The 22750-nt window shown below is 66.4% G+C and carries 21 protein-coding genes; 12 read left to right on the top strand and 9 right to left on the bottom strand.

The genetic code is table 11. The annotated features are described in order from the left end of the window. The first annotated feature begins 26 nt into the window (after positions 1–26). From pdhA to ACIGJD_RS19720, 4 genes are read left to right on the top strand one after another with little or no spacing between them, the layout of a single operon-like run. Complete coding sequence (pdhA, locus tag ACIGJD_RS19735; RefSeq protein WP_483687605.1) at positions 27–1256, top strand: pyruvate dehydrogenase (acetyl-transferring) E1 component subunit alpha; 1230 nt, start codon at positions 27–29, stop codon at positions 1254–1256. Further along, a complete protein-coding gene (locus ACIGJD_RS19730; protein WP_483687604.1) occupies positions 1256–2236 on the top strand; it encodes an alpha-ketoacid dehydrogenase subunit beta in 981 nt (326 codons plus the stop codon). Before pdhA ends, ACIGJD_RS19730 begins: the two co-directional genes overlap by 1 nt. 7 nt (positions 2237–2243) lie before the next feature. Further along, on the top strand, positions 2244–3740 hold the full coding sequence (locus ACIGJD_RS19725; protein ID WP_483687603.1) for a dihydrolipoamide acetyltransferase family protein: 1497 nt from the start codon (positions 2244–2246) through the stop codon (positions 3738–3740). A 3-nt stretch (positions 3741–3743) separates the two neighbouring features. Continuing rightward, the gene (locus tag ACIGJD_RS19720) at positions 3744–4361 is read left to right on the top strand and encodes a phosphatase PAP2 family protein (protein ID WP_483687602.1); all 618 of its coding nucleotides are present in this window, start codon (positions 3744–3746) and stop codon (positions 4359–4361) included. A 30-nt stretch (positions 4362–4391) separates the two neighbouring features. On the opposite strand, the gene ACIGJD_RS19715 is transcribed toward ACIGJD_RS19720, so the two are convergent. The 5 genes from ACIGJD_RS19715 to ACIGJD_RS19695 all read right to left on the bottom strand — a co-directional run bounded on the left by ACIGJD_RS19715 (position 4392) and on the right by ACIGJD_RS19695 (position 8137). Next, a complete protein-coding gene (locus ACIGJD_RS19715; protein ID WP_142134990.1) occupies positions 4392–4727 on the bottom strand; it encodes a hypothetical protein in 336 nt (111 codons plus the stop codon). 178 nt (positions 4728–4905) lie between these two features. Beyond that, on the bottom strand, positions 4906–5334 hold the full coding sequence (locus ACIGJD_RS19710) for a universal stress protein (RefSeq protein ID WP_483687601.1): 429 nt from the start codon (positions 5332–5334) through the stop codon (positions 4906–4908). Between the two features lie 44 nt (positions 5335–5378). Continuing rightward, positions 5379–6671 carry an aminotransferase-like domain-containing protein gene (locus tag ACIGJD_RS19705; protein WP_483687600.1) on the bottom strand — a complete coding sequence of 431 codons (1293 nt, stop codon included), beginning with the start codon at positions 6669–6671 and terminating at the stop codon, positions 5379–5381. Between the two features lie 88 nt (positions 6672–6759). After that, positions 6760–7401 (bottom strand): GerMN domain-containing protein, encoded by a 642-nt coding sequence (locus ACIGJD_RS19700; RefSeq protein WP_483687599.1) that lies wholly within the window; start codon positions 7399–7401, stop codon positions 6760–6762. A gap of 178 nt (positions 7402–7579) precedes the next feature. After that, positions 7580–8137 (bottom strand): NAD(P)H-dependent oxidoreductase, encoded by a 558-nt coding sequence (locus ACIGJD_RS19695; protein ID WP_286400359.1) that lies wholly within the window; start codon positions 8135–8137, stop codon positions 7580–7582. 121 nt (positions 8138–8258) lie between these two features. Here ACIGJD_RS19695 and ACIGJD_RS19690 point away from each other — a divergent pair, with 121 nt between their 5' ends. From ACIGJD_RS19690 to ACIGJD_RS19665, 6 genes are all read left to right on the top strand, one after another. Next, a complete protein-coding gene (locus ACIGJD_RS19690) occupies positions 8259–8867 on the top strand; it encodes a TetR/AcrR family transcriptional regulator (protein ID WP_483687598.1) in 609 nt (202 codons plus the stop codon). A 267-nt stretch (positions 8868–9134) separates the two neighbouring features. Beyond that, positions 9135–10118 (top strand): ABC transporter permease, encoded by a 984-nt coding sequence (locus ACIGJD_RS19685; RefSeq protein ID WP_483687597.1) that lies wholly within the window; start codon positions 9135–9137, stop codon positions 10116–10118. Between the two features lie 2 nt (positions 10119–10120). Next, on the top strand, positions 10121–11110 hold the full coding sequence (locus ACIGJD_RS19680; RefSeq protein WP_483687596.1) for an ABC transporter permease: 990 nt from the start codon (positions 10121–10123) through the stop codon (positions 11108–11110). After that, positions 11107–13302 (top strand): ABC transporter ATP-binding protein, encoded by a 2196-nt coding sequence (locus tag ACIGJD_RS19675; protein WP_483687595.1) that lies wholly within the window; start codon positions 11107–11109, stop codon positions 13300–13302. The genes ACIGJD_RS19680 and ACIGJD_RS19675 overlap by 4 nt, the downstream gene beginning before the upstream one ends. A 49-nt stretch (positions 13303–13351) precedes the next feature. Beyond that, a complete protein-coding gene (locus tag ACIGJD_RS19670; protein WP_483687594.1) occupies positions 13352–15070 on the top strand; it encodes an ABC transporter family substrate-binding protein in 1719 nt (572 codons plus the stop codon). Between the two features lie 108 nt (positions 15071–15178). Beyond that, a complete protein-coding gene (locus tag ACIGJD_RS19665) occupies positions 15179–16240 on the top strand; it encodes a Gfo/Idh/MocA family protein (protein WP_483687593.1) in 1062 nt (353 codons plus the stop codon). A gap of 75 nt (positions 16241–16315) precedes the next feature. On the opposite strand, the gene ald is transcribed toward ACIGJD_RS19665, so the two are convergent. Then, the gene (gene ald, locus ACIGJD_RS19660; RefSeq protein WP_142134995.1) at positions 16316–17434 is read right to left on the bottom strand and encodes an alanine dehydrogenase; all 1119 of its coding nucleotides are present in this window, start codon (positions 17432–17434) and stop codon (positions 16316–16318) included. 234 nt (positions 17435–17668) lie between these two features. On the opposite strand from ald, the gene ACIGJD_RS19655 reads away from it, so the two are divergent. Then, complete coding sequence (locus tag ACIGJD_RS19655; protein WP_483687592.1) at positions 17669–18889, top strand: PucR family transcriptional regulator; 1221 nt, start codon at positions 17669–17671, stop codon at positions 18887–18889. Here the strand turns inward: ACIGJD_RS19655 and ACIGJD_RS19650 are convergent. The 3 genes from ACIGJD_RS19650 to ptsP are packed head-to-tail and all read right to left on the bottom strand — an operon-like array spanning position 18852 to position 21846. Beyond that, the gene (locus ACIGJD_RS19650) at positions 18852–19622 is read right to left on the bottom strand and encodes an alpha/beta fold hydrolase (RefSeq protein WP_483687591.1); all 771 of its coding nucleotides are present in this window, start codon (positions 19620–19622) and stop codon (positions 18852–18854) included. The two genes, ACIGJD_RS19655 and ACIGJD_RS19650, sit on opposite strands and share 38 nt — an antisense overlap. A 59-nt stretch (positions 19623–19681) precedes the next feature. Continuing rightward, on the bottom strand, positions 19682–20119 hold the full coding sequence (locus ACIGJD_RS19645) for a helix-turn-helix domain-containing protein (RefSeq protein ID WP_483687590.1): 438 nt from the start codon (positions 20117–20119) through the stop codon (positions 19682–19684). Between the two features lie 41 nt (positions 20120–20160). After that, entirely contained in the window at positions 20161–21846 is a 1686-nt protein-coding gene (gene ptsP / locus ACIGJD_RS19640) for a phosphoenolpyruvate--protein phosphotransferase (protein ID WP_483687589.1), read from the bottom strand. Between the two features lie 162 nt (positions 21847–22008). On the opposite strand from ptsP, the gene ACIGJD_RS19635 reads away from it, so the two are divergent. Then, positions 22009–22737: a TetR/AcrR family transcriptional regulator gene (locus tag ACIGJD_RS19635; RefSeq protein WP_483687588.1), complete on the top strand. Its 729-nt coding sequence runs from the start codon at positions 22009–22011 to the stop codon at positions 22735–22737. Positions 22738–22750: the final 13 nt, after the last annotated feature.

Raw genomic sequence — 22750 nt, 5'->3', positions numbered from 1 at the left:
CCGGATGCGGCAGGCAAGGAGACGGTATGGGCACTCATCTGCCTTCCACCGAGTTCGACGGAACAGCGGTAGACGACCAGCGGGAGGCCGATGCAGAGGCCGTTATGGGCGAGCCCCCTGCCCAGATGGTGCAGTTGCTGGGCCCTGAGGGAAAGCTGGGCACCGATCCGGTCTTCAGTGAGTACGCGGACAAACTCACCCCGGAGCAACTCCGCGGCCTCTATGCCGACATGGCCGCCATCCGCAGGTTCGACGTGGAGGCCACCGCCCTCCAGCGCCAAGGGCAGCTGGCACTGTGGGTCCCGCTTACCGGCCAGGAGGCAGCGCAGATTGGCTCGGGCAGGGCCAGCCAGCCGCAGGACTACATCTTTCCCACCTACCGCGAACACGGCGTAGCGCTGACCCGCAACGTGGACCTGGCAGAACTCCTGCGCCAGTTCCGCGGGGTTTCCAACGGTGGCTGGAATCCCAAGGACACCAACTTCCACCTGTACACCCTGGTCCTGGCCGCGCAGACCCTGCATGCCGTCGGCTACGCCATGGGAATCCAGCGGGACCAGAAGCTCGCGGCGTCGGATCCGGCAGGCAGGCAGCCGGATGCAGCCGTCATTGCCTACTTCGGCGACGGCGCCAGTTCTGAGGGCGACGTCCACGAATCGATGGTGTTCGCCTCCTCCTACAAGGCCCCCGTGGTGTTCTTCTGCCAAAACAACCACTGGGCCATCTCCGTGCCCACCAACGTCCAGACCCGCGTGCCCCTCTCCAACCGCGCCAAAGGCTACGGTTTCCCCGGTATCCGGGTGGACGGCAATGACGTGATCGCTGTGCACGCGGTCACCGAGTGGGCGCTCGAGCACGCACGCCAGGGCAAGGGCCCGGTCCTGATCGAGGCCTTCACCTACCGGGTGGGTGCGCACACCACCGCGGACGATCCCACCAAGTACCGGCACTCCGACGAAGAGGACGCCTGGCGCGCCAAGGACCCGCTGGCCCGGCTGGAAAAGTACCTGCGCGCCGAAGGCCTGGCCGACGACGCCTACTTCGCCAAGGTGAAGGCCGACGGCGACGAGCTGGCCGCGTATGTCCGCCGCACCGCCCACGATCTCGAAAACCCGGACATCCGGACAGCCTTCGCCAACGTCTACGCTGAAGCGCACCCGCTGGTGGCGGAGGAACTGGCGTGGTTCGAGGAATACAGCGCAGGATTCGCCGGCGAGGAAGAATCCGCCGGGCAGGCAGCAAAGGCAGGCCACTGATGACTACCATGACCATCGCGAAGGCCATCAACGAGGGCCTCCGCGCCACCCTGGCCGCCAACCCCAAATCGCTGCTGATGGGCGAGGACATCGGCCCCCTGGGCGGCGTCTACCGGGTCACCGACGGGCTGATCGGCGAGTTCGGCCCCGACCGCGTGGTGGATACCCCGCTGGCGGAGTCCGGCATCATCGGCACCGCCATCGGCCTGGCCCTCCGCGGCTACAGCCCGGTCTGCGAAATCCAGTTCGACGGCTTCGTCTTCCCCGGTTTCAACCAGATCACCACGCAGCTGGCCAAGATGCACGCCCGCAGCAACGGCAACCTCACCGTTCCGGTGGTCATCCGCATCCCCTACGGCGGCGGCATCGGGTCGGTGGAGCACCACTCGGAGTCCCCCGAGGCACTGTTCGCCCATACGGCGGGCCTGCGCATCATCACCCCGTCCAACCCGCACGACGCCTACTGGATGGTCCAGCAGGCCGTGCAGTGCCAGGACCCGGTGATCATCTTCGAACCCAAGCGCCGCTACTGGCTGAAGGGGGACGTGGACATCCAGGCGCCGGGCCCGGCGGAAGATCCGTTCAAGGCCCACGTGCTCCGCGAAGGGACAGACGCCACCATCGTGGCCTACGGCCCGCTGGTTCCCGTGGCCCTTGCCGCTGCCAACGCCGCTGAAGAGGACGGCCGCAGCGTTGAGGTCATCGACCTGCGCTCCATTTCGCCAATCGACTTCGATACCGTCACCGCGTCGGTGCAAAAGACCGGCCGGCTGATCGTGGCGCATGAGGCGCCCACTTTCGGTGGGATCGGCGGCGAAATCGCCGCCCGCATCAGCGAACGCGCCTTCCACTCGCTCGAATCCCCGGTGATCCGCGTAGGCGGATTCCACATGCCGTACCCCGTGGCCAAGGTGGAGGAAGACTACCTTCCGGACATCGACCGCATCCTGGAGGCGCTGGACCGCGCCCTCTCCTACTGAGGACACCATGACCCTGAACAAGTTCAACCTGCCCGACGTCGGCGAGGGCCTAACGGAAGCGGAAATCGTCTCCTGGAAGGTCAAGCCCGGCGACGCCGTGGCCATCAATGACGTCCTGTGCGAGATCGAAACCGCCAAGTCCATCGTGGAACTGCCGTCCCCGTTCGCCGGGACCGTCACCGAACTGCTGGTGCAGGAAGGCGTGACCGTGGACGTCGGGACCGCCATCATCAGCGTCAGCGACGAAGTTGCCGGCGACCCCACCCCGGCCGACGTGCGCGCCCCGGAGGCGCCGGCGCAGCCGCAACAAACAGCGCAGCCGCTCTACGGGAAGCTTCCCCAGGACGAGGCGCCGGATGGAACGGACGACGGCGGCACTGGCGGCGGTGCCCCGGCCGGCGGTCCGCTGGTGGGTTCCGGTCCCAAGGCCGACGCCGTCAAACGGCGCCCCCGCAAGACCTCACCCGCCGCTGCGGTCACCGCCAACGCCCCGGAGGTTGAGCCTGTGCAGCCGCGGACGCCCGCCGAGGTGTCCGCCGCCGCACCGGCCGGGGTGACAGCCGCCGTCGACACCCGCCCAACCCTGGGTGGCACCATCACCGGCCTGGTCAACCGGGTCCTGGCCAAACCGCCGGTCCGCAAGATCGCCCGCGACCTGGGCATCGACCTTGCGGACGTCGTGGCCACCGGCTCGCGCGGCGAGGTGACGCGGGAGGACCTGGTGAGCTACCAGGCCCAGCGCGACGCCGAACTGGACAAGGCGGACGGCTTCTGGGGCAAGGCAGGAAAGCCGCAGGACCAGCGCGTGGAGCGGATCCCGGTCAAGGGCGTCCGCAAGGCCACAGCCAAGGCGATGGTGGAATCGGCTTTCGCGGCACCGCACGTCAGCATCTTCGTGGACGTCGACGCCAGCCGCACCATGGAGTTCGTCAAGCGGCTCAAGGCCTCGCGGGACTTCGAGGGCGTCAAGGTTTCACCGCTGCTCATCCTGGCCAAGGCTGTCATCTGGGCGGCCGCCCGGAACCCCAGTGTGAACGCGGCGTGGGTGGATAACGGTGACGGGTCCGCGGAGATCCAGGTCAAGCACTTCATGAACCTGGGCATCGCCGCAGCCACCCCGCGCGGCCTCATGGTGCCTAACATCAAGAACGCACAGGACCTGTCGCTCAAGGAACTCGCGCTGGCCCTGAACAACCTGGCCACCACCGCCAGGGCTGGGAAGACGCAGCCGGCGGAAATGCAGGGCGGCACGCTTACGATCACCAACATCGGCGCCCTGGGCATCGATACGGGCACGCCCATCATCAATCCGGGCGAGGTGGCCATCGTGGCCTTCGGGACCATCAAGCAGAAGCCCTGGGTGCTGGACGGCGAGGTGATTCCCCGCTGGATCACCACGCTTGGGGGATCGTTCGACCATCGCGTGGTGGATGGTGATTTGTCCGCCCGCTTCATGGCCGACGTCGCGGCCATCCTGGAAGAGCCCGCGCTCCTCCTGGACTAGCAGGTGACGGTTAGTGGCGGGTCAATCCGGGTCAAGAACCGGACCGCCAGATGGCTGACTGAGGTTTTCCAGCCGCCGGTGGTGGTTTCCCTCCAGCTGCTGATCAGCCCGCTGGCGGAGCCGGGGTTTCCCGGATCCATTGGCTACGGCGCGCTGGCGGCCCTCTTTGTGTGCGTGGTTCCGCTCGTAGTGCTGCTGGTCCTGGTCCGGCTGGGGAAGGTGACGGACCATCACGTCAGCGACCGGAAGCAGCGTGCGCCCGTGCTCCTGATGGCGCTGGCCTCCATAGCTATCGGTTTGCTGGTGCTCAATGCCGTGGACGCGCCGTCGAGTGTGGTGGCCATGGTCCTGGCGGTGGTGGGCGGCGTCGCGGTGCTCGCAGCGGTCAGCCCGTTCTGGAAAATGAGCGGCCACGCTGCCGCGATGTCCTGCGCCGCCGTCGTATCCGTGCTGATGCTGGGCCCGGCATGGGCGCCGCTGCTGCTCCTGGTTCCGGCGGTCAGCTGGTCAAGGGTGGTCCTGAGGGCGCACACGCCGGCGCAGGTGGTGGCGGGTTCGCTTTTCGGCGGCGTGGTGATGGCCGGGATCTGGTGGCTGTTGCGGGGCTGGCTGGTGGGCTGAGCCCCGCGGAGCACGTGCAGCCAAGAGGTTTTAGTACGCGTTGTAGGCAGTCAGGGCATCGATGATTGCCGGATCGGCAGTAGCTCCCAAGGCCACCGCGGCGCCAGTCATCAGGACTCCCATCAAGGCGGCCATGCCGGCCCATGCGCTCAGCAGCTTCCAGTCCTCGCGCAGGACGCTGCGGACGGTCGCCGGAAGCTGAAGCCCGGGAGTGATCAGGTTGGGCGCGCTGTCCAGGCTGCCGTCGTCCAGCAGTGCAACCACCCTGTCGTTGCTGCGGTCCACCCGCATAGAGCTGATGTGGTTGCCGTGGCGGGCCAGGAGGATGTCGTGGCCAACCAGTTGGCGGCGCTGCAGAGTAATCAAGGGGAGCCCTTCGCTGGGGGTGGAATCGTCAGTGTCCACGCCTTTGGGGGCCTCTACAATTTTATCGTCGCGCCACCAGCTGAAACGGTGATATAGCGGTGAGAACGGACACCCCCCGCAGCGATGTCCGCCACCACGGGGAGTGTCCGGGGTTACGCCCGGGGTTGTGCTGGAGGGCCTAGTCGACGTCGTAGGTGTTGGCAATGTAGACGTCGCACGGAGCGTTGTGGGCAACGCTGTTGGCCACGCTGCCAAGCACGCGGCCAACGCCGCGCATGCGCCGGTTTCCCACCACGATGATCCTCGCGTCCATTCGGACCGCTTCCTTAATCAAGGCGTCGGCAGGCCGTCCGCGTGCCGCCGAGTACGTCACGGTGATGTCGCGGCCCAGCGATTCCGCCACGGTCCGCGCCACCTGCTCTGCCGCGTCCGCATCGGAGACGATCCACCGGTCGCTGCCGCTGCCGAACACTTCGGTCCGGTCGCTGTCGAAGGCGGAGACGACGTGCAGCGAAGCGTCCATGGCTGCCGCCAGGCCCTTGGCCGACTCAGCGGCCTTCTTTGCGGTTTCACTGCCGTCAACCCCTACAACGATGATTCCACCCATATGCATGCTCCTTTGCTCGGTTTACGGCTTTCGTGTGGCTTACGCTACAGCGCGGCGATGGCTTCCTGCAGCACCGGCGCCAGGCGGCGCACTCCTTCGGCAATCGCATCGGGAGGCACGGCGCTGAAGGCGAGCCTCATCTTGTTGGACGGCTGGTCCGACGGCGTGAAGGCGGCTCCGGGGATAAACACCACACCGGCGTCGATCGCCTTGAGCAGCAGCGGGTAGGTATCGACGCCTTCGGGCAGCGTAACCCAGACGAAGAAGCCGCCCTGCGGGCTGGTCCAGGATGTTCCGGGCGGCATGAATTCCTTGAGGGCGGCCAGCATGGCCCGGCACCTTTCGGCGTACAGCCCGCGATAGGTTTCGATCTGCCCTTTCCAGTCGTATCCGCCCAGGTAGGCCGAGACCAGCATCTGGTTCAGGGTGGGCGGACAAAGAGTCACGGACTCGGCGGCAAGGTAGTAGCGGCGCTGGAGGTGCTCCGGAACCAGCGCCCAGCCGATGCGGAGGCCGGGAGCGAAGATCTTGGAGAAAGAGCCCAGGTAGATCACGTCATCGGGATTCGCTGACCGGAGGGGAGCCAGAGGTTCCCCCTCGAAACGGAGCAGGCCGTACGGGTTGTCCTCCAGCACCAGAATATTCGCCCTGCGGCATATGTCCACCACCTGCTGCCGGCGTTCCTTGGCGAGGGTGATGCCGGAGGGGTTGTTGAAATTGGGGATGGTGTAGAGGAACTTGATGCTCCTCCCGGCCAGTTGCAGGGCTGCAATGCGGGCTTCCAGCAGTTCCGGGACCAGCCCGTACTGGTCCATCTCCACCGTTTCCACCTGGACCTGGTAGGCCTCGAAGGTGTTCAACGCGCCCACATAGGTGGGGTCCTCCACCAGCACTACGTCGCCGGGATTGCAGAAAAGCTTGGTGGCCACATCCTGTGCCGATTGGGAGCCGGCAGTGATCACCACATTCTCCGGTTTGGCATCGAGGATGCCTTCGGTGGCCATGACCTCGCAGATCTGGGCGCGCAGTTCCGCGGTCCCCTGCCCGGCGCCGTACTGCAGGGCCGTGAGGCCGTCCTCGGCGATGATCTTCGCAGCCGTCGCCGCCAGGCGGTCAAGCGGCAGCGACTGCAGGTAGGGGCTTCCGCCGGCCAGGGACACAAGGCCTGGCCGCATCGAGATGTCGAAAACGTCGCGCACGGCCGACTGGCGGATGTTGGCCGCGCGCTCGGAAAAGAGTTCCTCATGCCGGTGCGCCGAGGTGGCGGCACGTTCGATGGCGTCAATGGCCTCTGCCGGCAGCGTGCCGGCCGCAGCGTCAAGTGTTTCGTGGGTCACAGAGTCAGGATACAGCCCACTGTTGCTTCTAGAGCAACAGCTGTTTATCCCCGATTTACCCGCGGGAAGTTCGGTGCCAGGCGCCCAGCTACTTCAACTTCAGGTAGTCAGCCAGGCTTTCGCCGTTGATGTAGATTGCGGCCTTGACGGCGCCAACGGCTTCAAGGGCGGTCTGGGTGAGCTGGGCCTCAACCCGCGGAGTGTCGCAGGTCCCGCCCGGGTTGAGGGTTCCCGACAGGTAGACCGTGACGGTGGTGCCGTCGAAGCTGCCGGACAGGAACTTCAGCCGGGAGCTGCCCAGTGCGTTGTACAGGTTTTCCGGTTGTTCCGCACCCAGGAGGGCGTTTATCGCTGCCTTAAGCCTGCCGTCCCCCGTGCTGCCGTCCCCGGCTGCACCCACCAGGCTGTCATTGCAGCCAAAGCGCACGCCGTGCCTGCCGCCGTCGTCCACCAGGACGAAGTACGCCGTGACCGGCTCAGCCGTTGCTTCGGCGCCGCTGCCCGGGCCGGCAAGGGCTGTTGCAGCACCGCTTCCGGATCCGGGGGCTGGAATTGTGGCGGGCAGAAGGGCCAGCGGGGCGGCGCTTGGTGCGGTGCTTCCGGCTGAGGCAGGGGATTGCCCGTCCGCCTGGGGGAGGAGGGAGCTGCATCCCGTGAGCAGCAGGGCCAGGCATCCCAGGGCAACCATGGCGCCATGCCCACGGCTGTTCCAGCTTCTTTTTCCTGCCATGGGCCGCGATCCGATCCGGTAGTTCCAGTGGATTAACGCTATTGCCGCCCTTCCCGGCGCAGATGTCCGGACGGTACCGGTTGGGACAAGAGTTGGTCACGGTGCTTCCGCCCGCCCCTTAACGCGGCGGTGCCCGGTACGCAGGTGGCGTACCGGGCACCGCGGGATGCGGGACGGGCTAGGCTGCCGGTGCCGATGCGGCCAGGGCGTCGAAGATGCCCTTGATCTGCTCCACTACCTCGGCGTCGTCCTTGGGGTGGACTTCGGCGAAGCGCACCATGGAGCCGGGGACGGCAAGCTTGACGTCTTCCAGGACCTTGGCGCCTGCGATGCCTGCGGCCTTGCGGGCCTCATCCTGGGCCCACACGCCGCCGTACTGGCCAAAAGCGGTGCCGACGACGGCGGTCGGCTTGCCTGCCAGGGCGCCGGCGCCAAAGGGGCGCGACAGCCAGTCGATGGCATTCTTCAGGGTGGCGGGAACGGTGCCGTTGTACTCGGGGGTGACCAGCAGGACGCTGTCGGCCTCTTCAGCTGCCGCGCGCAGTGCTGCCGCTGCGGCCGGGACCTGGCCTTCGACGTCGATGTCCTCGTTGTAGAACGGGATGTTGCCCAGGCTTTCGTGGATCACCACGTCCACCTGCTCCGGTGCGTTGAGCTGGATGGCTTCCGCCAGCTGCTGGTTGGTGGATCCGGCGCGGAGGCTGCCCACAAGGGTCAGTACGGTGCTCTTGGTCATGGAAACTCCTGGCTAGGGGCCGCGGCGGGGCCGCGTTCGGTCAAACTTCAGGCTTTGCAGCCTTTCATCCAGAGTAAACGGACCGCGGTCCGCTTCTATTCCCTCTGGCTACACTGTCTTTGTGAGTGACATCCCAGTGCGGCCGGAAATGCCGGTAACGGCCTCGGAGCGCAGCGACGCCGCCCGCAACCGGGAGCGCCTCCTGCTGGCTGCCCGCGAACTGATCGAACAGGGCGGAGCGGGGGCGCTCACCATGGACCGCCTGGCCGAGCACGCAGGCGTGGGCAAGGGCACCGTCTTCCGCCGCTTCGGGAGCAGGGCCGGGTTGATGCTGACCCTGTTGAATGACTCGGAGGCCGCCTTCCAAGCCCGGTTCCTGTTCGGGCCGCCGCCCATGGGGCCAGGCGCTGCGCCCCTTGACCGGCTAATCGCTTTTGGCACCGAGCGGATCGCCTACGTCGTGGAGTTCGGGGACCTGGTCCTTGCAGCCGGACATGCCTCCAAGGGACGGTTCGAGGTGCCGGCCGTGGCCCTCTGGAACCAGCACGTCGAAATGCTGCTGCGCGAAGCTGGAGTGGACTCCCCGGAGCCCTGGCTGATGGCCGGCTCCCTTACCGCAACCCTGGACCCCGAGCGGCTCCTGCATCTCATCCGCGATCACGCTGTCACACGTGAACGCCTTGCCGTCTCGTGGCGCGATCTTGTGACACGGGTTGTAACAGCCGCGTAGGTTACGCGCTGGCCGTCCTGCCCGTCCAGTCACACCAACTTCACAGAACTATTCATAACGATCTGATACGGCGCGCCGGATTTCGGGGGATTACCGCACTTTTCGGGTTGGGGCTTGTGATAGTTTCCTCTGGAATGTGACCCGCGACATAGTCCACCAGGACCTGCCCATAGGGCTGCGGGAAGCCAGCTACCCGCTGGTTCGGGACCCGGCGAGGCGGCACAATCCGTGCTTGTCGGGGGAAGACGGAAGGATCCAGCAGCGCCCATGCTCAAGTACCTCGCCAAGCGCGGCATCACCTACGTGGTGATGATCTTCCTCACCACGTCCGCCGGTTACTTCCTGGCTGTCAGCTCCCTAAAGCCGGCACTCCTCGAGCAGGAGCGGATCCCCCGGCCAACCCCGGAACAGGTCGCCAACTCCATGCGGCTGAAGGGACTGGACCCGGACCTCAGCCCATGGGAGCGCTACGTTGACTGGCTGACCGGCATCGTCACCCGCTGGGACTGGGGCCGGAGCCCCAACGGCGCCTACATCAACGCCGAGTTCGGGGACCGCGTCTGGATCTCCACCCGGCTCTTCCTGGCCTCCATCATCCTGACCCTGGTCATCGGTGTCGCGCTGGGCGTCTATTCGGCGGCACGGCAATACAAGTTCCAGGACCGCGCCATTACGTCCTACAGCTACCTTGCCCACATTGTGCCCGCGCCCATCGCCTACTTCCTTGTACAGCTGGGCGCCATCAGCATCAACGAATCAGCCGGCAACCGCATCTTCTTTGTCACGGGCATTTCCACCCCGGGTGTTGAGCCCGGCTGGCCGCAGTTCGTCGACCTGCTGGCCCACTATGCGGTGCCCACGGTGGCAATCACCCTGGTGGGCTGGGGGTCGTACCAGATCGCGCAACGGCAATACCTGCTGGACAACGTCAACGCCGACTTCGTCAGGACTGCCCGGGCCAAGGGCCTGAGCCGGAACCAGGCAATCGCCCGCCACGCGCTGCGTGTCTCCTTCATCCCGGTGGCCCAAAGCATCGCCTTCACCATTCCGGCTATCTTCGCCGGCGGATTCTTCGCCGAAAAGATCTTCGCCTGGCCCGGCGTAGGCTCCTGGAGCATTGATGCAATTTCGCTGCAGGACGTCAACGCCGCCACCGCCACGCTGGCCTACGGCTCCGTGATCTTCGCCATTGGCGCCATCCTGGCGGACTTCGCCACCACGCTTGTCGACCCGAGAGTACGGGTGCAGTAACCATGACCAACCTCAACACCGTCGACCTGGCAGCCCAAGCGCAGGATGCGCACCTGGACAGCGCCGACGTCGTCATTGGCAAAAACACCATCATCTTCCGCCGGTTCCTGCGCAACAAGACGGCAGTGGCGGGGCTGGCCATCTTCCTGGCCCTGACGGTTTTCTCGTTCATCGGCGGGTTCTTCACCCAGTGGGACAAGGAAACGATCGACCCCTTCAACATCGGGATGCCGCCGTCGGCCGACCACTACCTCGGCACGTCGCAGGCGGGCATCGACCTTTATGCCATGACCGTCGAGGGCACCAGGATTTCCATCCTGATCGGCCTGGTGGTGGGCCTGGTCTCGGTCCTGGTTGCTGCAGTCTACGGCTGCACCATGGCCTATTTCGGCGGCAAAGTGGACAAGGCGATGCTGTTCATCCTGGAAGCGCTGATCATGATGCCGGCGCTCCTGGTAGTGGCAGTTGCCACCAGCGGCGGAGGCGCAGGCCTTAAGCGCGACCTTCCCTCGTGGCTGCTGCTCATCATCGTCCTGCTGGTCTTCAGCTGGATGGGCACCGCCCGCCTGATCCGCTCCATGTCCATGTCGCTGATGCAGCGGGACTTCGTCAAGGCCGCCCAGTACATGGGCGTCCCGCCGCGCCGGATCGTCTGGCGCCACCTGGTGCCGAACATCGGCTCGCTGCTGATCCTGGACATCACCCGCGGCGTCACCGCCGCAATCCTTGCCGAGGTGGCGTTCTCCTTCATCGGCATCGGCATCAAGGTCCCGGACGTGAGCCTCGGCGTGCTGATCGGCGCCGCAACCTCGCAGGTGCAAACCTTCCCCTGGATGTTCTGGGTTCCGCTCGCCGTCATGTTCCTGCTGACCGGATCCCTGGCCATGATGAACGACGGCCTGCGTGACGCCTTTGACCCAAGCTCCAGTTCCACCGGCAAGGCCAAGAAGGCCAAGGCCCGGAAAATCACCGCGGAAAAGAAGACGGCATGAGCAGCGAAACCACCACCGGAGCCCCCCAGCCAGCACGGTCCGACGTCGAGCGCCTGCACGTGGCAGGACTGCATGCCCCCACCGACGCGGTCCTGTCAGTCCGCGACCTTAACGTCCGTTTCAATTCCGAGAACGGCGTGGTCCATGCTGTCCGGGGCGTCGACTTTGACTTGATGCCCGGAAAGACACTCGGGATCGTGGGTGAATCGGGCTCCGGCAAATCCGTCACCTCCCTGGCCATCATGGGACTCCTCCCGCCAACGGCAGAGGTCTCCGGGTCAGTCCGGCTCAAGGGCCGCGAGCTGCTGGGGCTCAGCGACAAGGACATGTGCCAGTACCGCGGCAACGACCTGGCGATGGTTTTCCAGGACCCGCTGTCCTCCCTCACGCCGGTGTTCACCGTCGGAACCCAGATCATCGAAGCGCTCAGCATCCACCACCCCACCATGAGCAGGAAAGCCAAGGAAGCGCGCGCCGTCGAACTCCTGGCCATGGTGGGCATCCCCAGCCCCAAGGAACGGCTGAAAGCCTTCCCGCACGAGTTCTCCGGCGGCATGCGCCAGCGCGTCATGATCGCCATCGCCATCGCCAACAACCCGCGCGTCCTGATCGCCGACGAGCCCACTACGGCCCTGGACGTCACCATCCAGGCGCAAGTCCTCGAAGTGCTGCACACCGCGCAGGAGGAGACCGGAGCCGCCGTCGTCATGATCACGCACGACCTCGGCGTGGTGGCCGGGATGGCGGACGACATCATGGTCATGTACGCGGGCAAGCCCGTGGAGACCGGCGCCGTGGACGATATCTACTACAACCCCCGGATGCCCTACACCCTGGGCCTGCTCGGCGCCGTCCCGCGCGTGGACGTGGCCGAGAAGACTTCGCTGGTGCCCATCGCAGGCATGCCGCCGAACCTCCTGCACCCGCCCACCGGTTGCTCGTTCGCCCCCCGCTGCCCCCTGGCATCGGACGCCTGCCTCGAGGGCGAGCCCGCCCTGGCACCCGTCGACGGCCAGGGCCACCGGGCCGCCTGCATCAAATCCGAAGCCCTGGGCGGCGACGTGGACGTCCACGACGTGTTCGCCGCCCCGCCGGTGCCGGTGTCGCGCTTCGACGCGATTCCGCGGACCGAGCGGACCACGGTGCTGCAGCTCAAGGACGTGCGCAAGCACTTCCCGCTGACCAGGGGCGCCCTGATCAAGCGCAGGATCGGAACCGTCAAGGCCGTGGACGGCCTGAGCTTCGACGTCCGCGAAGGTGAGTGCTTCTCCATCGTGGGCGAGTCGGGATCGGGAAAAACCACCACGCTGCTGGAAATCATGGAGTTCCATCCGGACCAGGACGGCGAGGTGGTGATCGGCGGCCTCAGCAACAAGCAGGCGGCCGACGCAAAGACCAAGGGAAAGATGCGCCGCGAGCTCCAGATGGTGTTCCAGGACCCCACCGGCGCCCTTGACCCGCGGTTCACGGTGTACGAGGTCCTCGCCGAGCCGCTGCAGAACGCGGGCATGGACCGCGCCGCCATCAGGAAGCGGATCATGGAGCTGATGAAGCTCGTGGGCCTGCAGCCGGACCACGTCAACCGCTTCCCCAACCAGTTCTCCGGCGGCCAGCGGCAGCGGATCGGGATCGCCCGCGCCCTGGCCGTGAACCCCAAGCTGGTGGTCCTGGACGAGCCGGTGTCGGCATTGGACGTATCCGTCCAGGCCGGTGTCATCAACCTCCTGGACCACCTGCGCGCCGAACTGGGGCTGAGCTACCTGCTGGTGGCGCACGACCTTTCCGTGGTGCGCCACATCTCCAACCGCGTGGCCGTCATGTACCTCGGGAAGATTGTGGAGATCGGAGCCGTGGACCGGGTGTTCGACAGCCCCCGCCACCCCTACACGCGCGCTCTCCTTTCCGCCATCCCCGTGCCGGACCCGCAGCTGGAACGCACCCGCGAACGCATCATCCTCCAGGGTGACCTGCCCTCGCCCCTGCAGGCACCCAAGGGCTGCAACTTTGCCACCCGTTGTCCTGTCTTCGCGGCGCTGCCTGCCGCCAAGCAGGAAAAATGCCTCACCCTCGAACCGCCGCTGGAAGCCGCGGCATCCGCCACGGACCAGCAGTTCGCCTGCTTCTTCCCGGACGGGGAACTGGATGAGGACATGTTGGTGGTCCACGAACCTGCGGACCACCATGCACCCTGAGGCTTCTCGACCCACACGCTCCACCACTCGCACCTATGAAGGGAAAACCATGAGGAAACTGAACAGGATCGGCGGAGCTGCAGCGGTTGCTGCGGCCCTGGCGCTGACCGCTTGCGGCGGCGGTGGCGGTGCCAGCGGCCCCGAAACCGCCAAGGGGCAGGACTCGGGCAGCGACCTGTCCAAGCTGATCAGCATCAACGAGAAGCCGGCCGCAGATCTTCAGCAGGGCGGCAAGGTCACCCTGCCGCTGGGCAACATCGGCCCCGACTTCAACGGGTTCTCCAACAACGGCAACAGCGCGGACAACTCGGCGCTCCAGGTGCCCATGAACCCGGTGGGAATGAACAGCGGCGGCATCGGCGGCTGCTGGAAGGTGGACTTCAAGGGCAAGGTCACCCCCAACACGGATTTCTGCGAGTCGGTGGACAGCGAGGTCAAGGACGGCAAGCAGACCATCACCATCAAGGTGAACCCCAAGGCTACCTACAACGACGGCACGCCCATTGACGTCAAGGCCTTCAAGAACACCTGGAACATCCTCAAGAGCCCGGATGCCGGCTACGACATCGTCAGCTCCGGCGCATACGAGTTTGTTGATTCGGTCGAGGCAGGCAGCAACGACAAGGAAGTCATCGTCAAGACCAGCCGCCCGGTCTTCCCGGTGGACTCGCTCTTCTTCGGCCTCATCCACCCCGCCGTCAACACCCCCGAGATCTTCAACGAGGGCTACAACGGCAACCTGCACCCCGAGTGGATGGCCGGCCCCTTCAAGCTGGACCAGTACGACACCGCAGCCAAGACCGTCACCCTGGTGCCGAACGACAAGTGGTGGGGCCAGAAGCCCGTCCTGTCCAACGTGACCTTCCGCCAGCTGGAAACCAGCGCCCAGATCGCCGCGTTCAAGAACGGCGAGATTGACGCCATGAATGCCAACACCATCTCCCTCTACAAGCAGCTGGACGGCACCAAGGACACCGACATCCGCCGCGGCCAGCGGCTGTTTGCCGGCGGCCTGAACCTGAACGCCCAGCGCATCACCGATGTCAACGTCCGCAAGGCGATCTTCGCCGCGGTGGACCGCGAAGCCCTGCGCAAGGTCCGGTTCAACGGCCTCAACTGGGAAGAGCCCAGCTCGGGCTCCATGATGCTGCTGCCGTTCTCTGAGTACTACCAGGACAACTACCCCGTCAAGGAAACCGGCCCGGACGCCGCCAAGAAGGTCCTCACCGACGCCGGCTACACCGCCAATGCCAACGGCGTCATGGAGAAGGACGGCAAGCCCGCCGCTTTCAAGATCAGCAACTTCGGTGACGATCCCACCACCCTTGCTGTGGCCCAGACCCTGCAGAAGCAGCTCCAGGCCGGCGGCATGGACGTCGGGATTGACCAGCGCGCCTCTGCCGACTTCGGCAAGGTCCTGGGCAGCCGCGAATTCGACCTGAGCATCTCCGGCTACACCGTGGGCGCGGACGCCACCGACGCTGTCAAGCAGTACTACGACTCCAAGGTCAACGAGAACAAGCTGGGCGACGCCGAGCTGGACAAGAAGATCGCCGACCTCGCCTCCATCGAGGACAACGCCGCCCGCAACAAGGCAGCCATGGACGTGGAAAAGGAGCACATGGCCAAGTACTACTCCATGGGCGTGGTCTTCAACGGCCCGCAGATCTCCTTCGTCCGCAAGGGCCTGGCCAACTACGGACCGTCCCTGTTCCAGAGCCTTTCCCAGGTTCCGGACTGGACCACCATCGGCTGGGAAAAGAAGTAGGCACCACTACGGCGGCCATAGCCGCCTAGCGAAGAAGCCGGCATCCCTGGGCAACCAGGGGTGCCGGCTTCTTCTATATGCCTGCGGCACCGGCGGTAGCGTAGTTCCATGACCGGTACCGAAGGCGAACCCCGCACCATCCGCACGGCCGTCGTCGGCTATGGACTCGCCGGCAGCGTGTTCCACGCGCCGCTGCTGGCCACCAACGCCGGCTTCTCGTTGGACATCGTTGCAACGTCCGACGCCGGGCGGCAGGCAGCTGCATCATCCCGGCTTCCGGCGGTGGAGGTGGTGCGCGACGGCGCCGCCGTCCTTGAGCGGGCAGAAGGCCTTGACCTTGTGGTGCTGGCAACGCCGCCAATGACCCACTACCCCCTGGCCAAGGCCGCGCTGGAGGCGGGGCTGGACGTGGTGGTGGACAAGCCGTTCGCCGTCACCAGCAGCCAGGGACAGGAACTGATCGACCTGGCAAGGCAGCATGGGCGCGTGCTGACGGTGTTCCACAACCGGAGGTGGGACGGCGACTTCCTCACCCTGCAAAAGCTGCTGGCCGCCCAGGCCCTCGGGGAGGTGACCCGGTTCGAGTCGCGTTTCGAGCGCTGGTCACCCACCATCGGCAAGGCCTGGAAGGCCCGCGCCACGGCCGGGGACGGGGGAGGCACCTTGTTCGATCTCGGCAGCCACCTGATCGACCAGGCGCTCCAGCTGTTTGGTCCGGCCACCGTGCTGCACGCGGAGCTGACGGCGCGGCGCTCCGACGAGAGGGCGGATGACGACGTCTTCCTGGCCCTGCGGCACCACTCCGGGGTGGTCAGCCACCTGACCATGAACATGCTGTGCGCGCAGCAGGGGCCGCGCTTCCGGGTGCTCGGCTCCATTGGCGGCTTCACCAAGCACGGCGTGGACCCGCAGGAACCCTACATCGCCGCCGGCGGCAGCCCCCTGGACGCGGAGTACGGCGTCGAGGCACCCGAGTGGGCCGGCCTCCTGGGCCGCGACGGCCATCTGGACCGGCTCCCCACCGAGCGGGGAAATTACCCCGAGTTCTACCGCCTGCTGGCAGAAAAGATCCTCGACGGCGGAGCAGAGTCGCCCCTTCCCCTCCCAGTAGACCCGGAGGACGCGGTGGAGGTCCTCAAAATTATCGAAGCCGCCCGCGAACTGGGTTAAAAGACTCATCGATTGCTCCGTAAGTGTCGTTTTGAGGGCTCAAAAGGACAAGTACGGAGCAATCGATGGAGGGGACTAGGCCGAAACCAGCTCGTGCCAATCGGCGACGAGGGGCAGGCCGTGGGCCTCGGACACGGAGTGGTGCGCCACGTGGCCGGCGGCGATGTTGAGGCCGGCGGCGAGGGCGGGGTCGCGGTCGAATGCGGCCTTGACGCCCAGGTTGGCCAGGGACACGGCGTAACGCAGCGTGACGTTGGTCAGCGCGTAGGTGGAGGTGTTGGGCACGGCGCCGGGCATATTGGCCACGCAGTAGAAGATGGTGTCGTGCACCTTGTACGTGGGTTCCTGGTGCGTGGTGGGGTGCGTGTCCTCGAAGCAGCCGCCCTGGTCCACGGCGATGTCCACCAGGACCGAGCCGGGCTTCATGCGGGCCACAAGGTCGTTGGTGACCAGCTTGGGGGCCTTGGCACCGGGGATCAGGACTGAGCCGATCACCAGGTCGGCGTCCACCACGGACTTTTCGATCTCGTACTTGTTGGAGGCCACGGTCTTCAGCCGGCCCTGGTACTGGGCGTCCAGCTCGCGCAGACGGTTGATGTTGATATCCAGGATGGTGACGTCGGCGCCGAGGCCCAGGGCCATGGCTGCTGCGTTGGTGCCGGCCACGCCGGCGCCCAGGACAACCACCTTGGCGGGGCGGACGCCGGGCACGCCGCCGAGCAGGACGCCCTTGCCGCCGGCCGGGGCCATCAGCGACGTGGCGCCCACCTGGACGGACAGGCGGCCTGCAACCTCGGACATCGGGGCCAGCAACGGGAGGGTCCGGCCCTCCTGGACGGTCTCGTAGGCGATGGCGGTGACGCCGGAGTTGATGAGCTCCTTGGTCAGTTCCGGCTCGGCGGCCAGGTGCAGGTAGGTGAAGAGGATCAGGCCCTTGCGGAAGCGGTGGTACTCGGACTTGATGGGCTCCTTGACCTTCATCACCATGTCGGCGCGGGCCCAGACGTCATCGGCTTCGTTGACGATCTCGGCGCCGGCAATCGAGTATTCCTCGTCGGTAATGCCCGAGCCCAGGCCTGCCCCGCGCTCCACCAGGACGGTGTGGCCGTGGGTAAGGAACTCGTGGACGCCGGCGGCGGTGATGGCCACCCGGAATTCGTTGTTCTTGATTTCTTTGGGGACGCCGATGATCATCGTCTGCTCCAGTTTTTAGGGCCGGTGGGCCGGAAAGGCGGAAGAAATTTCGTGCTTCAACGATAAATCCCGCTGTGAGCCAGGCGACATGAGTCCCGGACCGAGAGGACTTCGAAAACCCTGGAATTTCGCGGTTTTCGTGCGCCACAGCTCGACATGTGTCGAGTCCTGAAGCGTCAGGTGTCGCCTCCTGTCCGTTCGTGCGGGAGGCTTCGAAGGCAGTACTGTTGGCCCATGCAGCAGCAGGGTGTGGAACAGCTCGTCGAGCAGGTGGCGCAGAAGCTGGGCCGTGGCCTGTCCCTTGAGGACCTGGACGGCCTGCTGCTTGCCTACAGTTCCAACCAGTCCCATGCGGACCGGGTGCGTGTGAACTTCCTGCTGAGCAAGAAGGTCCCGGCGGACGTGAGTACGTGGCAGCTCTCGCATGGGATCGCCACCGCCGTGCGGCCCGTCGTGGTCCCCGCGAACCCGGACCTGGGCATGCTGGGCCGGGTCTGCGTTCCGCTGATGGTGCGGGGCTTCCGGGTGGGCTACCTGTGGGTGCAGCAGGACTCGGCGGAGGAAAGCCCGACGGCGATCCTCACCCAGCTGCCGGGCGTCAACCATGAGCTTGAGCTGCTCTCCGGCCTCCTCCTCGACTCCAATACCGCCGAATCCGAATTCCGCCGCAGCCGTGAACGGGAGTTCCTGCTGGCATGCTCCGGGGAACCCAACGCGGTGGCGGCAGTGGCAGGCTGGAAGGAAGTCCAGGGCCGGGGACCGTGGCAGATGGTCACGGTACTCGATGCCGACGGCTGGGCCAGCGGCCCGGATCCCATCGCGTCCACCCTGATCCACCGCTCCACCGCGCTCCAGGCAACGGTGGGCATGGATGCCGCCCTCTTCAGTGCCGGCACGGAGACCCATTCCGTGGTGCTGTTCCGCGAATCGACCGGCCGCGCCAACCATGCCCAGGTCCTGGTGCACTACCAGCTGGAGCTGGCCAAGCGCTCCGGCCGCCCGGTCCACCGGATCATCCTGGGCATCAGCGAGGGATTCGCCAAGACCAGGCAGCTCGCTGAGGCATACCGGCAGTCGCGGGTGGCGGCCCAGGCGGCGGCGGTGGATCCGCAGCTGGGCGAGCTGGTGGATTGCCGGTCCACTGGCGTGTACCAGCTGCTCGCATCGGCCGGGGGAGGAGTGGGCGCTTGGGCGGACTCCGGCTCGGTGTACTTCCGGATGCTTGAGGACCATGACCGCAACGGCGAGCTCATCCCGGTGCTGGAACTGCTTTACGACAACGATGGATCAGTCCAGGACGTGGCCGGCAAGCTCCACCTGCACCGGAGCAGCATCTACAACAGGCTCGGCCGTATCCGCCAGCTGCTGGGCGTGGACCCCTTAAAGGGCCTTCCCCGTCTTGAACTGCACGCCGCGCTCAAGATGCGCCGGTGGGCGGCACGGCCCAGGATCTGATCGAGGCCGCCACCTCCCGCGGGCGCAGGTGCTGTGCCACGTGCCCTGCCCTGGAGATCTCCACGAAGCTTCCCTGCGGCACCACCTGCGAGAGCCGGAGCGACCAGTCGGCACCGGCCACCTGGTCATGGTTGCCGCGCAGCACCAGGACGGGAACGTTGACGCCAGCCAGCCGTGCTTCGGTGGGGTAGGACATCATGACCGGGAGCTCGGTGAAGTACCAGCGGGGGCCGCAGCGGAAGTAGTCCGAGAAGACGAGCCAGTTGGAGGACAAGTTTTCGCGGAAAAGCGCATCAAGGAACAGGGCCAGGCCTTGCCGCGGCACGCTGCGGTGCCGTGAATCAACCACGGGACCCATCAACACCACCCGTTGCGCCTGCCCCGGGGCATAGAGAGCCGCCTCGATGGCGAACTGCACGCCCATGGAATGCCCCACCAGGATGTACGAGCTGATACCGCTCGCCTTCAGCGCCTGCGCGATGAAGGCACCGTAGTCCGCTATGGACAGCTGCCTGCCCGGCTTGGGGGTTGCGGCAAATCCTGGAAGGTCCAGCGAGTAGGTGGGGGCGACGGCGGCGAGTTCGCCATGCAGCCGGCGCAGGTAGCGGTGCGAAACACCGATGCCGTGGATGAGGATGTAGGCGGGTGCTGCCGGGCCTGCCGCAGCATCCGGACCCGGGGGAGGGGTTCCGTCAGCCCAGAGGATGCGCCCCGTGAAACCATTCGCTTCCACGTCTGCTGAACGAAGCGAAACGTCTTTCCGGCGGCGCACCCAGGCCGATGGGATCCGCACTATTCCCCCGTGCCGGCGTCGTGCGCGGCGTCCTTGCCTTGCCTGCGCTTTTGTTCGGCATGCTTCTGTTCCGCAAGCTTCTGCTTGTCGAGCCAGGTCATGATGTCGGCTGTCCGGATGCGGCGGTGTGAGCCGCGGTATTCCACCGGGATCTCGCCGCGGTCCGTCATGTTGCGCAGGTAGGTGTGCGAGATCCCTGCCAGCTCGGCTGCCTGCGAGGTGGTCAGCATCTCCTCGACGCTGCCCACGGTCACCGTCTCGCCGCGTGACAGCCTGGCGAGGAGGTCCACGACGGCGTCCCTCACCTGTCCGGGCAGGCGGTGGACGGTGCCGTCCACGAACACGGTGATGTCATTGCTGTCCTCGAGGGCGCGCGCAAGGCTGCGCGCGTCGCCGGCGGGCAGGCCGGCCGTGACGCGGGGGGCTATCAGTGCCATGCACGTAGCCTATCCCGGCCGCGGCCGGCCTGCCGGAGGCGTCAGAGTCCCAGTTCCTCGAGTACGGGCAGTTTCTCCCGGACCCACGCCCGTGCCTCGGTGGCGCTCGGCGCGGACAGGGCCAGCTTGGCCAGGTCCTGCGCCTCGGACAGGGTCACCGTCTTCAGGACCGCTGCCACGGCGGCCAGCGAGCGGGCCGTCATGGACAGGGTGCTGACGCCAAGGCCGGTAAGGACGACGGCGAGGGCGGGATCGGCGGCGGCCTCACCACAGACGCCCACGGGCTTGTTGTGGCCTTCCGCGCGGGAGCCTTCGACGGTCAGTCCGACGAGGCGCAGGACCGCGGGCTGCCACGGGGTGTTCAGGTTGGCCAGCGGGCCGAGCTGGCGGTCGGCGGCCATGGCGTACTGGGTAAGGTCGTTGGTGCCCAGGCTGGCGAAGCCGACTTCGCGGAGGATGGCTTCTGCGGTGAGGGCGGCGGACGGCACCTCAACCATGACACCCGGCGTCTTGATGCCGGCGTCAGCGCACATGGAAGCGAAGCGGGCAGCCTCTTCCGCCGTGGAGATCATGGGGGCCATGACCCAGACGTCGGCCTCGGACTGCTGCTGGGCCAGGGCGATGGCCTCCAGTTGCCGGTCAAGCACACCCGGGGTGGTGAAGTCGGTGCGGTAGCCGCGGACGCCCAGGGCAGGGTTGGGCTCGGTGGAGTCGGTCAGGAAGGGCAGCGGCTTGTCGGCGCCCGCGTCCAGCGTCCGCAGCACCACCTTCTTGCCGGGGAAGGCGTCGAACACGCTCTTGTAGGCCGCCGCCTGCTCCTCAACGGAAGGTTCCGTGTCCCGTTCCAGGAAGCAGAATTCGGTGCGGAAGAGACCCACGCCCTGGGCGCCCAGCTTGGCAGCCGCCTCGGCGTCCTTGCCGCCGCCCACGTTGGCCAGCAGCGGCACTTCGTGGCCGTCCGCCGTCGCGCCCGTGCCGGTGAATTCGGCCAGGAGGGATGCCGTGGCAGCCCACGCTTCCGCAGTTGCGCGGAGGGACTGGTCCGGTTCGGCGGTGATGCTGCCGGCCGCGCCGTCCACGTACACCTCGGTGCCGTCCGGCAGTTCGTCAACGCCCACGGCGGCCACCACGGCCGGCAGGCCGAGGGAGCGGGCGATGATGGCGGTGTGGGACTGCGGGCCGCCGCCCGCAGTGACCAGGGCCAGGACCTTGTTGGGGTCAAGCGTGGCGGTGTCCGCGGGGGCAAGGTCCTCTGCCACCAGGACGAACGGGGTGTTGGAAGCGGGAATGCCGGGTGCGGGCACGCCCCGCAGCTCGGCCACGATCCGGGCGCGCACGTCCAGGACGTCGGTGGCGCGTTCGGCCATGTAGCCGCCCAGGTTGTGCAGCATTTCCGATACGGAGGAGCCGGATTCCCAGATGGCGCGCTCGGCGGAAGTGCCCCGGGCCACCAGCTTGGCGGCGCCCTTGATGAGCATGGTGTCCTTGGCCATCAGGGCAGTGGCCTCCAGGACGGCCTTGCCGTCACCGGTGGCGTGGGCGGCGCGGTCCTTCAGTTCGTCGTGCACGGCCTGGGAGGCCGCCTTCAGGGCTGCCGTGGCTTCTTCCGCCGTGGTGTCCGGCGCCAGCTGCTCGCCGGCGGGAGGCTCGCTGATCGGCTTGGGCATCTGCCGTATGGCGCCGATGACGCGGCCTGGGCTGACGCCTACTCCTGGGAAGTTCTGCACTGAAGGTCCTCATTCTCTGCCGGTAGACAGGCCCGCCAAGTGCTCCGGCGCCGTGCCGGGTCCGCCCGGAGGACTGCTACGTCCAGGGGCAGGAAACGTGCCTGAAAAAATTGTATGTGATTCAGTTCATATAGCAACGCTATAGGTGCTAGGGTAGCGGTTATGAGTTTGGATGGCCAGCTTCCCCCCAAAATGCGGCTGCTTCGTGCTGCCGCGGAACTGCTGGCAAATTCCGCGGGAGCTCCGGTTTCCACCCGCCAGATCACCCAGCTGGCGGGGGTTTCGGCTCCCACGTTGTACCACCACTTCGGTGACAAGGAAGGTCTGTTCGACGCCGTAGTCGCCGCAGGGTTTGAAGAATATGTCAGGGGCGAAAGGGATTTCGCCCCCTCCGGACAGCCGCTTGAGGACATCCGGAGAATGTGGGACAACCACGTCCAGTTCGGTCTGAACCAGCCCGAGCTGTACCTGGTGATGTTCGGCAACATCCGCCCGGAGAGCCGGCCGGCCATTGTGGCCGACGCCGAAGCGCTGATGGAGGAGATGCTGAACAAGGCAGCGGCGGCGGGCCAGCTGAACGTCCAGCCCAGGGAAGCGGCCAGGTCCATCCTGGCGGCCAACGTGGGTGTGACGCTCATGCTGATTGCGGAACCCGCCACCGAACGCAACCTCGAACTGTCCACCATGACCCGGGACGCCATGATCTTTGCGGTGTCCGCCGAGCCCGCCAGCGGCCCGGCCCCGGGCGGCACCGGGAAGTCCTCGGTAGTGGTGGCAGCGATCGCCCTGAACGCCGCACTTCAGGCTTCGCACTCTGACCAGCTTTCCAGCTCGGAACTCAAGCTCTTCCTCGAATGGCTCCACCGGATCTCCACCAGCCCGGCGGGTTAGCCCCACAAACCGG

This window comes from Arthrobacter sp. E1SS-5 (assembly GCF_057073715.1).
The sequence above is the reverse complement of the archived record's forward strand: the minus strand, read 5'-3'. Positions and strand labels throughout refer to the sequence as shown.

Bases quoted from the DNA above. Each gene is read 5' to 3' on its own strand.
- pdhA (WP_483687605.1), top strand. From the start codon at position 27: ATGGGCACTCATCTGCCTTCCACCGAGTTCGACGGAACAGCGGTAGAC.
- ACIGJD_RS19730 (WP_483687604.1), top strand. From the start codon at position 1,256: ATGACTACCATGACCATCGCGAAGGCCATCAACGAGGGCCTCCGCGCC.
- ACIGJD_RS19725 (WP_483687603.1), top strand. From the start codon at position 2,244: ATGACCCTGAACAAGTTCAACCTGCCCGACGTCGGCGAGGGCCTAACG.
- ACIGJD_RS19710 (WP_483687601.1), bottom strand. From the start codon at position 5,334: ATGGGTGGAATCATCGTTGTAGGGGTTGACGGCAGTGAAACCGCAAAG.
- ACIGJD_RS19700 (WP_483687599.1), bottom strand. From the start codon at position 7,401: ATGGCAGGAAAAAGAAGCTGGAACAGCCGTGGGCATGGCGCCATGGTT.
- ACIGJD_RS19695 (WP_286400359.1), bottom strand. From the start codon at position 8,137: ATGACCAAGAGCACCGTACTGACCCTTGTGGGCAGCCTCCGCGCCGGA.
- ACIGJD_RS19685 (WP_483687597.1), top strand. From the start codon at position 9,135: ATGCTCAAGTACCTCGCCAAGCGCGGCATCACCTACGTGGTGATGATC.
- ACIGJD_RS19680 (WP_483687596.1), top strand. From the start codon at position 10,121: ATGACCAACCTCAACACCGTCGACCTGGCAGCCCAAGCGCAGGATGCG.
- ACIGJD_RS19675 (WP_483687595.1), top strand. From the start codon at position 11,107: ATGAGCAGCGAAACCACCACCGGAGCCCCCCAGCCAGCACGGTCCGAC.
- ACIGJD_RS19670 (WP_483687594.1), top strand. From the start codon at position 13,352: ATGAGGAAACTGAACAGGATCGGCGGAGCTGCAGCGGTTGCTGCGGCC.
- ACIGJD_RS19665 (WP_483687593.1), top strand. From the start codon at position 15,179: ATGACCGGTACCGAAGGCGAACCCCGCACCATCCGCACGGCCGTCGTC.
- ald (WP_142134995.1), bottom strand. From the start codon at position 17,434: ATGATCATCGGCGTCCCCAAAGAAATCAAGAACAACGAATTCCGGGTG.
- ACIGJD_RS19655 (WP_483687592.1), top strand. From the start codon at position 17,669: ATGCAGCAGCAGGGTGTGGAACAGCTCGTCGAGCAGGTGGCGCAGAAG.
- ACIGJD_RS19645 (WP_483687590.1), bottom strand. From the start codon at position 20,119: ATGGCACTGATAGCCCCCCGCGTCACGGCCGGCCTGCCCGCCGGCGAC.
- ACIGJD_RS19635 (WP_483687588.1), top strand. From the start codon at position 22,009: ATGAGTTTGGATGGCCAGCTTCCCCCCAAAATGCGGCTGCTTCGTGCT.